7 protein-coding genes are annotated in these 12,292 nt (G+C 65.9%); 3 read left to right on the top strand and 4 right to left on the bottom strand.

Annotated features, from left to right (window positions below):
* Nucleotides 1-5 precede the first annotated feature (5 nt).
* Nucleotides 6-1,217 carry a DUF2863 family protein gene (locus CEK29_RS16520; protein ID WP_094802265.1) on the bottom strand — a complete coding sequence of 404 codons (1,212 nt, stop codon included), beginning with the start codon at nucleotides 1,215-1,217 and terminating at the stop codon, nucleotides 6-8.
* A gap of 165 nt (nucleotides 1,218-1,382) precedes the next feature.
* Between CEK29_RS16520 and CEK29_RS16515 the strand changes: the two genes are divergently transcribed.
* Complete coding sequence (locus CEK29_RS16515) at nucleotides 1,383-2,189, top strand: DODA-type extradiol aromatic ring-opening family dioxygenase (RefSeq protein WP_176456925.1); 807 nt, start codon at nucleotides 1,383-1,385, stop codon at nucleotides 2,187-2,189.
* A 139-nt stretch (nucleotides 2,190-2,328) separates the two neighbouring features.
* Here the strand turns inward: CEK29_RS16515 and acnA are convergent, their stop codons facing one another.
* A complete protein-coding gene (acnA, locus tag CEK29_RS16510) occupies nucleotides 2,329-5,034 on the bottom strand; it encodes an aconitate hydratase AcnA (protein ID WP_094858933.1) in 2,706 nt (901 codons plus the stop codon).
* Nucleotides 5,035-5,335: 301 nt separating this feature from the next.
* Here acnA and CEK29_RS16505 point away from each other — a divergent pair, with 301 nt between their 5' ends.
* On the top strand, nucleotides 5,336-6,133 hold the full coding sequence (locus CEK29_RS16505; protein WP_094802263.1) for a class II aldolase/adducin family protein: 798 nt from the start codon (nucleotides 5,336-5,338) through the stop codon (nucleotides 6,131-6,133).
* Nucleotides 6,134-6,160: 27 nt separating this feature from the next.
* Here the strand turns inward: CEK29_RS16505 and CEK29_RS16500 are convergent, their stop codons facing one another.
* A complete protein-coding gene (locus tag CEK29_RS16500; protein WP_094858738.1) occupies nucleotides 6,161-6,763 on the bottom strand; it encodes a transglycosylase SLT domain-containing protein in 603 nt (200 codons plus the stop codon).
* Between the two features lie 396 nt (nucleotides 6,764-7,159).
* Here CEK29_RS16500 and CEK29_RS16495 point away from each other — a divergent pair, with 396 nt between their 5' ends.
* The gene (locus CEK29_RS16495; RefSeq protein WP_094858737.1) at nucleotides 7,160-9,364 is read left to right on the top strand and encodes a TonB-dependent receptor; all 2,205 of its coding nucleotides are present in this window, start codon (nucleotides 7,160-7,162) and stop codon (nucleotides 9,362-9,364) included.
* Nucleotides 9,365-9,528: 164 nt separating this feature from the next.
* On the opposite strand, the gene acnB is transcribed toward CEK29_RS16495, so the two are convergent.
* A complete protein-coding gene (gene acnB, locus CEK29_RS16490) occupies nucleotides 9,529-12,120 on the bottom strand; it encodes a bifunctional aconitate hydratase 2/2-methylisocitrate dehydratase (protein ID WP_094858736.1) in 2,592 nt (863 codons plus the stop codon).
* Nucleotides 12,121-12,292 lie beyond the last annotated feature (172 nt).

The following is a 12,292-nucleotide window of genomic DNA, read 5'->3' as shown; positions in this document are numbered from 1 at the left end:
TGCGCTCAGTGAAACTGCGTGGGCGCCGTCTCGGCGTCTTCGGGCAGCTCGGCGTGGACGAGTTCGCCGAGCGGATTCGGGAAGTGCGGCGCGCCGCAGTCTTCGCAGTACTCGGGCGGCAGCACGCCGGGAATGCGGCGCACGTCGCTCACGCCATACTCCTTGAGCAGCGCCGCGATCTGGTCCATCGCGTCCGGCACGCCCTCGTCTTCTTCGCCGGGGGCGGGCTCGTCTTCGCGGCCGTACACGGGCCAGACGCAGCCGTAGTAGACGTCGTTGCTGTTGCGTGCCGTGAAGCCGACGCGGTACTCATCGATCTGCGCTTCGCCGCAACCCGCGATCACCGCGCGCAGTTGCGAGGGTTCCAGGTTGACCGCGCTCTCGAGCCAGCTCACCGCCGCGCGCAGCGACAGGGGCCGCACACGGCGGTCGGCTTCGCGGTTGCTCACGTAGTAGGCGTCGGGCAGCAACAGGTCGAGCCCGCAGCCAGGCAGCAGCGTGGCGAAGGTGGGCTGGGCCTGCTCGACCCACTGCGCCAGACACGCCTCGCGCGTGTTGCCCGGCTCGTCGAAGTGTTCTTGCCAGCGGAAGAAGGCGCCGTGCTCGGGCACGGCCACGGCCGCCACCACGTAGCGCGTGTCGGCCAGCATATTGGCCGTCTCGACGGCGGTATTGATCACCGGCTTGGCGGTCTCGGCGCCGAGCGCGTGCGAGCCCAGGCGTTGCAGCCATTGCCAGGTTTCGGAGAAGGTGCGCGGCATCTGATCGATGCTGACCAGATGGGGCAGCAGGGCGACCCGCGCATTGCTGGCCAGCACGTGGCCGTGCAACTGCGCCAGCAGCGCTTCCTGCGCCGACGCGGAGATCGGGCCGGTAGGAATGGTGTAGCGGGTCCAGGCGGCGATCGGCGCGACCAGCAGCATGACGTCGTGCCGTACGCCGTTTTTCTCGATCGCCGTGGACTCGGACAGGGTTTCGGCCTGTTCGATCAGCACCTCGTAGGCACCGATGTCGTGCTGCGCCAGGTGATCGAGCGCGGCCTCGAGCGGCGCGTCGTTGCCCGCGCGCAGCAGCTTGGGCACGGCGTTGGCCAGCTGTGCCTCCCAAAACAGGTCTTCGACACGGCTGCCGGAACGGTTGAGCGCTTGCGCCAGGGCGACCAGGCGCGTGGCATCGCGATTCAGGCGGGAGGGGGTCTGGCTGCGGGAACGGGCCATTGAGTTCGTAGGTACTGGATGCGTAACAGCGTAGTTTAACGCCCCGGCGCGCCGATGCACTCCGGCCTGTTGCTCGATCTGCAACAGCCTATGCCGCCGCGCGGGGTTTATTGCTCGTTTCAATATCGGCAGAATCGGGTCATTGGATCTACAGGAAGACGCGCCATGCTTTGGCCCACCTTATTCGTTTCGCACGGCTCGCCCATGCTGGCCGTGGAGCCCGGCCAGACCGGCCACGCGTTGGCCCACTGGAGCGCCGGCCTCGCGGCGCGGCCGCGCGGCATTCTCGTGGTGTCGCCGCACTGGATGGGACAGGGGCTCGCGGTGTCCACGCGCGATCGCCAGGTCGCCTGGCACGACTTCGGCGGGTTTCCGCCCGAGCTCTACCATCTGCAATACGGCGCGCCCGGCTCGCCGGCGCTGGCCGAGCGGGTGCGCGCGCTGCTGGCCGAGGCCGGCATCGCCGCCGACAACGACCCGCGCCGGCCGCTGGATCATGGCGCCTGGGTCCCGCTGCGCTATCTCTATCCCGACGCCGACGTGCCGGTGGTGCAGCTCTCGCTCGACATGAGCCGCGACGCGCGCGGCCAGTACGCGCTCGGTCAGGCGCTGGCGCCCTTGCGTGAAGAGGGCATTCTGATCATCGGCTCCGGTTCGCTCACGCACAATCTGCGCGACGTGCGGATGCCGCAGACGGCGCGGGCGCATGCCTACGTCCCTGCGTTCCAGAGCTGGTATGCCGACCGGCTGGCGCGGCGCGATCTGCCCGCGCTGTTCGACTGGCAGAGCCAGGCGCCGGGCGCGCACCAGGCGCATCCGCACGACGAGCACCTGATGCCGCTCTACGTGGCGCTCGGGGCGGGCGACACGCCGGCCGACGCGGCCTGTGCGCCGCGCCGTCTGACCGACGAGGTCAGTTATGCCGCGCTCGCGATGGACGCGTACCAGTTCGGCGCCGCGCCCCAGGCCTGAGCGCGCAGTGGCGGCTCACTGAGGCGGCACACCGAGACTACCGACCCAGGCCGCCCGCCGAGGCTGCCCACCGAGGCAAGAAAAAACCCGCGCGGCCGGCAGGCCACGCGGGTTTATTCGTTGGGCTTGCTTGCCGGGATCAGGCGGCGAGCAGCTGACGCAGCACGAAGGGCAGGATGCCGCCGTGGAGGTAGTAATCCACCTCGATCGGCGTATCGATGCGCAGCAGCACCGTCACATCCTGCGAGGTGCCGTCCTTGCGGTGGATGGTCAGCGTGACGTCCTGCATCGGCTTGATGCCGTGTTCCAGGCCCGAGATATCGTAGGTTTCTTCACCGGTGATCCCCAGGGTCTGCACGCTGTCATCGCCCTTGAACTGCAGCGGCAGCACGCCCATGCCCACCAGGTTGCTACGGTGGATGCGTTCGAAGCTGCGCGTGATCACGGCCTTCACCCCCAGCAGCTGGGTGCCCTTGGCGGCCCAGTCGCGCGAGGAGCCCGTGCCGTATTCCTCGCCGCCGAACACGACCGACGGGGTGCCTTCGGCCACATACTTCATGGCCGCGTCGTAGATCGACATCTGTTCGCCGGTGGGCTGGAACAGCGTCTCGCCGCCTTCGAAGCGGCTGCCGTCCGGACGCGGGGGAATCATCAGGTTCTTGATGCGCACGTTGGCGAAGGTGCCGCGCATCATGATCTCGTGATTGCCGCGGCGCGAGCCGTAGCTGTTGAAATCGGCCTTCATCACGCCGTTTTCCTTGAGCCACTTGCCGGCGGGCGAGGTTTCCTTGATCGAGCCCGCGGGCGAGATGTGGTCGGTGGTGACCGAGTCGCCGAACACGCCCAGCGCGCGCGCGCCCTTCACGACGGGAATCGTGCCCGGGGTCATGCCGAAGTCGTCGAAGAACGGCGGCTCGGCGATGTAGGTGGAGTCGGGCCAGTTGTAGGTCTCGCCGGCCACGCCCTTGATGTTTTCCCAGAGCTTGCCCGGGTTGCTCTTGACCTGGCTGTAGTTGGCCTTGAAGGCGTCGGGGTTCATGGCGAACTTGACCAGCGCGTCGATCTCTTCGTTCGACGGCCAGATATCGCCGAGCCACACGTCGCCGTTCTTGCCCTTGCCCACCGGTTCGGTCATGAGGTCGCGGGTAACCGTGCCGGCCAGCGCGTACGCCACGACCAGCGGGGGCGAGGCCAGGAAGTTGGCCTTGATGTTCGGGTGGATGCGCGCCTCGAAGTTGCGGTTGCCCGACAGCACGGCCGAGCACACCAGGTCGTTGTTCACGATCGCCTCGTTCAGGTCGGGCGTGAGGTCGCCGGCGTTGCCGATGCAGGTGGTGCAGCCGTAGGCGGCCACGTCGAAGCCGAGCTTCTCGAGGTAGGGCAGGAGGCCCGTCTTGGTCAGGTATTCGGTCACCACGCGCGAGCCGGGGGCGAGCGAGGTCTTGATGTGCTTGGGCACCTTCAGACCGGCTTCGACCGCCTTCTTGGCCAGCAGGCCCGCCGCCAGCAGCACGCTGGGGTTGGACGTGTTGGTGCACGACGTGATGGCGGCGATCAGGATGTCGCCGTTCTTGATGCGCGTCCCGGCGCTGGTGGTGAACACCTCGTTCAGCTTCTCGGCCGGCTGGTTGAAGCCGTTTTCGGAGGTCGGTTTGGAATACAGGTCGATGAAGGTGTTCTTGACGTTGCCGATCTCGATGCGGTCTTGCGGACGCTTCGGGCCGGCCAGCGACGGCGCCACGGTGCCGAGGTCGAGCGTGAGCAGCTTGGTGTAGTTGATGTCGCGTGCATCGGGCACGCCGAACATCTTCTGCGCCTTGAAATAGGCTTCGAACGCGGCGATCTCTTCGGGCGTGCGGCCGGTGCCTTCGAAGTAGTCGATGGTGCGCTCGTCGACCGGGAAGAAGCCCATGGTCGCGCCATACTCGGGCGCCATGTTGCCGATGGTGGCGCGGTCGGTCACGGACAGGCTCGCGGTGCCTTCGCCACAGAACTCGACGAACTTGCCCACGACCTTCTCACGGCGCAGCAGTTCGGTGATCGTGAGCACGAGGTCGGTGGCGGTCACGCCGCCGCGCAGCTGGCCCTTGAGCTCGACGCCCACGACGTCCGGGGTCAGGAAATACACCGGCTGGCCCAGCATGCCGGCCTCGGCTTCGATGCCGCCCACGCCCCAGCCCACCACGCCGATACCGTTGATCATCGTGGTGTGGCTGTCGGTGCCCACCAGCGAATCGGGATAGTAGACCTCGTTCTTCTTGTCGAAGTGCACGCCGCGGGCCAGGTACTCGAGATTGACCTGGTGGACGATGCCGAAGCCCGGAGGCACCACGCCGAAGGTATCGAAGGCCTGCATGCCCCACTTCATGAACTGATAGCGTTCACGGTTGCGCTGGAATTCCAGCTTCATGTTGAGGTCGAGCGCGTTCTTCGTGCCGAAGTAATCGATCATCACCGAGTGGTCGACGACCAGATCGACCGGCACCAGCGGCTCGATGCTCTTGGGATTCTTGCCCATCTTGTCGGCCACCGACCGCATGGCGGCGATGTCGGCCAACAGCGGCACGCCGGTGAAATCCTGCAGGACCACGCGCGCGACCACGAAGGGAATCTCGTCTTCACGGCGGGCGTTGGGCTGCCAGTTGGCCAACTGGCGCACGTGTTCTTCGGTGACCTTCTTGCCATCGCAATTGCGCAGCACCGATTCCAGCACGATGCGGATCGACACCGGCAGGCGCTGCACGTCGATGCCGAGCGATTGGCCCAGCGCCGGCAACGAGTAGAACTGACAGGGTTTCTTGCCAATCTTGAAGGTCTTGAGCGTGTCGAGCGTGTTGTGCGGCATGATGGACTCCATGGGGTTTGACCGCGAGAATCCGCCATTTTCTGGCGTTTCCCCGCGTTTGTCATCGACGTGCGGCCTGCGCAGCGGCGGATGTCTTATATCTTATATAAGACTTAAAGCCCGCGTCAAAGTTCCGGCGCGCGTGTCGTCAGGGCTACGCCCCCATTTGTACCAAGAATCTCTGACATCCGGCTTGTCCGGTTGCGGCAGGCAGGAAACGCGGCGTTCGAAATCCGTCATGCCACGCGCGCGCCACCCTGCCTACGATGGGTCACTCTCCTGACACATCGAGGTCCTCAGAATGGCCGAGCAACGCCTTGCGCACGAACTCCAGATTCCGTCCATGCAGGATCGCTGCACGCCGGCCGAGTGGCAGGCGCGCATCGATCTCGCGGCCTGCTATCGGCTGGTGGCGCATTACGGCATGTCCGACATGATCGCCAATCACATTTCCCTGCGCGTGCCGGGCGAGCAAGGGGCATTCCTGATCAATGCCTATGGCCTGCTGTACGAAGAAATCACGGCGTCCAGCCTCATCAAGATCGACCATGACGGCAATGTGCTATCGGCGCCCGACTTCGGCGAACTGCGCTACGGCGTGAACAAGGCCGGTTTCGTCATTCACTCGGCGGTGCATCACGCGCGGCCGGAGGTCGATTGCGTGATCCACACGCACACCTGGGCCGGCATGGCGCTGTCGTCGCTCGAATGCGGGCTGCTCCCCATGACCCAGACCGCGCTGCGCTTTCTGCGCATCGGCTATCACGACTACGAGGGTGTGGTGCTCGACACGCGCGAGCAGGCCTCGCTGGTGGCCGATCTGGGGCAGGGCGAAGCGCTGATCCTGCGCAATCACGGTCTGCTCACGGTGGGCCGCACGATCGGCGAGGCCTTCAACTGGATGCACCGCCTCGAGGTTTCGTGCCGGGCCCAGCTCGCCGCCATGGCCTGCAACACGCCGATCACGGCGCTGTCAGCCGAGGTGCAGGAAGGCACCTGGAAGCAATACCAGCCGGGCACCCGCCGCCCCTACGGCCAGATGGAATGGCCCGCGCTGCTGCGCCTGGCCGACCGCCTGGATCCGTCCTATCGCACCTGAGCGGCCGCGCGGCGCGGGCCTGCGCGCTCAGAAGAGCCAGCCGCCCCGCGTCAGCTCGCCTTCGCACTGGCGGTACTGCGCGCCGAACCGCTCGGCGCGCGCCTGCACCTGCTGCGACACGCGCATCAGCCAGGCCTTGCGTTCGTAGCTGCGATTGCGATAGCCGGTCCAGCCCTCGTGATAGTTGAGGTACTGGCCGTAGGCGTCCCATTTGGAGATGCCATTGATGCGCTGGGTCTTGCTCATGTACCAGCCCATGAAGTCCAGGGCATCGTCGAAGTTGCTGCGGCTCGACGTCCACCCGCCCGCGTCGCGCTTGTAATCGGCCCAGGTCTCGTCCTTGGCTTGCGCATAGCCATACGCGCTGCTGACCCGGCCCCACGGAATGAAGCCGAGGAAGTAATAGCGCGGGGGCAGGGCGTCATGCTTGAAGCTCGACTCCTGATACATCATCGCGATCGGCACGTGGACCGGCGCGCCCCACTTCTTCTGCACGCGCAAGGCGGCGCTGTGCCAATCGGGCTTCTCCCGGAAGATGGCGCAGATGTTCTCGGGATTGGCGGGCGGGGCGGTCGACGCGCACCCGGACAGGGCGAGCACCGCCACCAGCGTCGGCATACGGGCTCGCATGGCGTTCCTTGACGTGGTGTGGGGCAGGGGGACGCATCGCCGCGTCCCACCTGCATTCTACAAGCAGAGAAACCAATCGTTACGCCAGACGCGGGTCCGATAATTTATTGCGTCGTCCGGCCCCGAAACGAGGTTTCTGCCTTTCAGAGAGCGGTAAGCCGTGGTTTTGTTGCAACGGGCGCGGCTTTTTTTGGCCGTTACAAAAATGATAATGATTCCTGATCGCTAAAATGCGGGCTCGTCTCGCTGTGTGGCGAGCAATGCGGTCAGGGGCTTCGAGCCCCATCACCGCGCAGTCATTGCAGCGATCGCGCGCCCGCCCCGGGCGCGGCATTTCGCAAAAAAAACAACGACGTGGCCCGTCCCGGTTGCCGCGTCCACGGGAATTTATCAAGCATGAGAAAACAGAATCTCGCGTGGCTGGCCGCCGTGCTGCCCTGGTATGTGGCGAGCGCGCTCGCCCAGACCGCCACGTCCGCACAGGACAGCACCGTCACGCTCGACACCGTCAAGGTCGAGGCGAGCGCCGACGCCTCCGCGGGCGGTCTGGCCGCCCCGTTCGCCGGCGGCCAGGTCGCCACCGGCTCGCGCGTGGGTATCCTCGGCACCCGCAGCAACCTCGAAACGCCGTTCTCGATCACGTCCTATACCAACGAGCTGATCCAGGACAAGCAGGCGCACGGCGTGGGCGATGTGCTGCAGAACGACCCGGGCGTGCGCGTGGCGCGCGGCTTCGGCAACTTCCAGGAGTCCTACTTCATCCGTGGCTTCATCCTGGGCTCGGACGACATCGCGTACAACGGCCTCTACGGCCTGCTGCCGCGCCAATACATCTCGACGCAGCTGTTCGAGCGCGTCGAAGTGCTGCGCGGCGCGTCGGCGTTCCTGACGGGCGCCGCGCCTGGCGGCGGCGGCATTGGTGGCGTGATCAACCTGGTGCCCAAGCGCGCGCCGAACGAGCCGCTCAATCGCTTCACCGTGGGCTACGGCACCGACAGCATGCTCGAGGCATCCGCCGACGTGGCGCGCCGCTTCGGTCCCGACGACAGCTTCGGCGTGCGCCTGAACGTCGCGCAGCGCGGCGGCGAAGGCGCCATCGATGACGAGCGCAGCCGCAACACGGCCGTGTTCCTGGGCCTGGACTGGCGCGGCGATCGCGCCCGCGTGTCGGCAGACATCGGCTACCAGGACAACCGCCTCAAGCGCACGCGTCCGAACGTCACGCTCGGCCCGGGCGTGACCTCGGTGCCCTCGGCCCCGGATGCACGCAAGAACTACGCACAGGACTGGACCTACTCCAACGAGCGCGACGTGTTCGGCTCGGTGCGCGGCGAATACGACTTCAACGACAACATCACCGGCTGGGCCGCCTATGGCATGCGCCACAGCAAGGAAGAAAACTCGCTGGCCAACGTGACCGTGACCAACGGCAGCACCGGCGACGGCAACTTCTACCGTTTCGACAACGCCCGCAAGGACACCGTCAACACCGGTGAGATCGGCCTGCGCGCCAAGGCCGTGACCGGCCCGGTCAAGCACGAGTTCGTCGTGTCGGCCTCGCACTTCGATCTGGAAAAGAAGAACGCCTATGTGATGGACTTCTCCAACCGGTTCCAGACCAACCTCTACGATCCGGTCAGCTACGGCAAGCCCACGCCGCTCGCCTCGGCGTTCCGCGGCAACGACATGGACGATCCCGCGAAGCAGGGCGTGACGCGACTGACCAGCTACGCGCTGGGCGACACGCTGTCGTTCTGGGACGACCGTGTGATGGTGACGGCCGGCGTGCGTCACCAGCGGCTCTACACCCGTGAGTACGCCTACAACACTGGCGTGGGCGGCAACGCCTACGAAAAGAGCCGCAACTCGCCGGCCGCGGGCATCGTGTTCCGCTTGACGCCCGAGGTGTCGCTGTACGCGAACTACATCGAAGGCCTGGTCCAGGGCGACACCGCGCCGCTCACCAGCAACAGCGCGCCCGTCACCAACGGCGGCGAGATGCTGTCGCCGTACGTCTCCAAGCAGAAAGAAGTGGGCGTCAAGGTCGAGCGCGACGGTCTAGGCGGCGGCCTGGCGTTCTTCTCCACCGACAAGCCGCGTGCTTTCGTGAACGAGCAGAACACCTTCACGGCCTCGGGCAAGGATCGTCACCAAGGCATCGAACTCACCACCTACGGCGAAGTCACGCGCAGCGTGCGCGTGCTGGGCGGCCTGACCTGGCTCGATGCCAAGCAGCGCAACACCGGCAGCGACACCACCGACGGCAAGCGCGTGATCGGCGTGCCGGAATACCAGGCCAACCTCGGCGTCGAATGGGACATCCCCGGCGTGCAGGGCCTAACCGTCGACGGCCGCGTGGTCTACACCGGCTCGAGCTACGCGAATGCGGCCAACACGCTCAAGGTGCCCGGCTGGACGCGCTTCGACGCCGGCGTGCGCTACATGACCGACATCGGCGGTCATCTGGTGACCTGGCGCGCGCGTGTCGAGAACATCGCCAACCGCGACTACTGGTCGTCGGTCGGGGGTTATCCCGGCAACGGCTACCTGAATCTGGGCGGCCCCCGCACCTTCTCGCTGACGGCCTCGATGGAATTCTGATTCCGGCCTGATGCGTCAAGAGCCCCTCGCGCCTGTGCGTTGCGAGGGGCTTTTTCATTGCCGCCGCCGAGCGCGCGGACCGTGCGCCCAAAACAAAGCCCCGCGGCTCGCACCGCGGGGCTTTGTCGCGTGGTGTGCCGGCCAGGCCGGCGCACGTTGCGGTCTTACACTTCGATCACGTCGGCCACATCCTTGTAGTCGGCGATCTTGTCGAAGTTCAGGTACTGATAGATCTGGTCGCCGCTCTTGGTGATGACGCCCATATCGGCCATGTACTCGTCCTTGGTCGGGATGCGACCCAGACGCGAGCAGATGGCGGCCAGCTCGGCCGAACCCAGGTACACGTTGGTGTTCTTGCCCAGGCGGTTCGGGAAGTTGCGGGTGCTGGTCGACATCACGGTCGCGCCTTCGCGCACCTGGGCCTGGTTGCCCATGCACAGCGAGCAGCCCGGCATTTCGGTGCGGGCACCGGCCGTGCCGAACACGCCGTAGTGACCTTCTTCGGTCAGTTGCGCGGCGTCCATCTTGGTCGGCGGAGCGACCCACAGCTTGACGGGGATGTCGCGCTTGCCTTCGAGCAGCTTGGAGGCGGCACGGAAGTGGCCGATGTTGGTCATGCAGCTGCCGATGAACACTTCGTCGATCTTCGCGCCGGCCACGTCCGACAGCGTCTTCACGTCGTCGGGGTCGTTCGGGCAGGCCACGATCGGCTCATGGATGTCGGCCAGATCGATCTCGATCACGGCGGCATACTCGGCGTCGGCGTCGGGCTGGAGCAGTTGCGGGTCGGCCAGCCAGGCTTCCATGGCCTTGATGCGGCGAGCCAGCGAGCGCTCGTCTTCGTAGCCGTTGGCGATCATCCACTTCAGCATCACGATGTTGCTGTTGATGTACTCGATGATCGGTTCTTTGTTCAGGTGCACCGTGCAACCGGCGGCCGAACGCTCGGCGGAAGCATCGGACAGCTCGAACGCCTGTTCGACCTTCAGGTCGGGCAGACCTTCGATTTCCAGAATGCGGCCCGAGAAGATGTTCTTCTTGCCTTGCTTGGCCACGGTCAGCATGTCTTGCTTGATCGCGTAGAGCGGGATGGCATTGACCAGGTCACGCAGGGTGACGCCGGGCTGCATCTTGCCCTTGAAGCGCACCAGCACCGATTCCGGCATGTCCAGCGGCATCACGCCCGTGGCGGCGGCGAAGGCCACCAGGCCCGAGCCGGCCGGGAACGAGATCCCGATCGGGAAGCGCGTGTGCGAGTCGCCGCCGGTGCCGACCGTGTCGGGCAGCAGCATGCGGTTGAGCCACGAGTGGATCACGCCATCGCCCGGGCGCAGCGAGATGCCGCCACGCGTGCTGATGAACTGCGGCAGCGTGTGGTGCGTCTTGACGTCGACGGGCTTGGGATAGGCGGCGGTGTGGCAGAACGACTGCATGACGAGGTCGGCCGAGAAGCCCAGGCAGGCCAGGTCCTTCAGCTCGTCGCGGGTCATGGGGCCGGTCGTGTCCTGGCTGCCGACCGAGGTCATCTTGGGTTCGCAGTAGGTACCCGGGCGGATGCCCTGGCCGGCCGGCAGGCCGCAGGCGCGGCCGACCATCTTCTGCGCCAGCGAGAAACCGCGGCCGCTGTCGACGGGGTTGTTGGGCAGGCGGAACAGGGTCGAGGGCGCCAGGCCGAGGGCCTCGCGCGCCTTGGCGGTCAGGCCGCGGCCGATGATCAGCGGAATGCGGCCACCGGCGCGCACTTCGTCGAACAGCACGTCCGACTTCACTTCGAATTCAGCGATGACTTCGCCGTTTTTCAGGGCCTTGCCATCGTACGGGCGCAGCTCGACCACGTCGCCCATCTCCATCTTGGAGACGTCGAGTTCGATCGGCAGGGCGCCGGCATCTTCCATGGTGTTGTAGAAGATGGGGGCGATCTTGCTGCCCAGGCACACGCCGCCGAAACGCTTGTTCGGCACGAAGGGGATGTCTTCGCCCGTGAACCAGAGCACCGAGTTGGTGGCCGATTTGCGCGACGAGCCCGTGCCGACCACGTCACCCACGTAGGCGACCAGGTGGCCCTTGTCCTTCAGCGACTCGATGAACTTGATCGGGCCGCGCTTGCCGTCTTCCTCCGGCTGGAACGCGGCGCCTTCACGCTTGTTCTTCAGCATCGCGAGCGCGTGCATCGGAATGTCGGGGCGGGTCGTGGCGTCGGGGGCGGGCGACAGATCGTCGGTGTTGGTCTCGCCAGGCACCTTGAAGACCGTGATGGTCAGGCTCTGCGGCACTTCGGGACGGCTGGTGAACCATTCGGCATCGGCCCAGCTCTGCATCACGGCGCGCGCGTTGGCGTTGCCCTTGTCGGCCTTGTCCTTCACGTCGTGGAAGGCGTCGAACATCAACAGGGTTTTTTTCAGGGCTTCGGCGGCAACCGTACCGACTTCGGCGTCGTCGAGCAGTTCGATCAGCGGGCCAATGTTGTAGCCGCCGAGCATGGTGCCCAGCAGTTCGGTCGCCTTGGCGCGGCTGATCAGTGCACACGATTCTTTACCCAGCGCGACGGCGGCCAGGTGGGAGGCCTTGACCTTGGCGGCATCGTCCACGCCAGCGGGCACGCGGTGCGTCAGCAGGTCGAGCAGGAATTGCTCTTCCCCGGCGGGCGGGCTCTTCAGCAATTCGATCAGATCAGCGGTTTGTTGAGCCGAGAGGGGCAGCGCGGGGATACCCAGCGCGGCGCGCTCGGCCACGTGTTTGCGATACGTTTCCAGCATGAGGAGCCTGCGTAAAGTCGGGTTGGAAGAAGGGTTTGTGGCAGCGATTGTAGAGGCAAGCGGCCCCGGCAAGCAAATGTCTTATATCTTATATAAGACCTGCGGCCCGGACGTGGCGGTCGCGCCACATTCTCATAGAGGAGGCCGGGGGCGTCAGCGGAATTCCGCCCGT

This window comes from Bordetella genomosp. 5 (genome assembly GCF_002261475.1).
In the GTDB taxonomy this organism is placed as follows: Bacteria; Pseudomonadota; Gammaproteobacteria; order Burkholderiales; family Burkholderiaceae_B; genus Bordetella.
The sequence above is the reverse complement of the archived record's forward strand: the minus strand, read 5'-3'. Positions and strand labels throughout refer to the sequence as shown.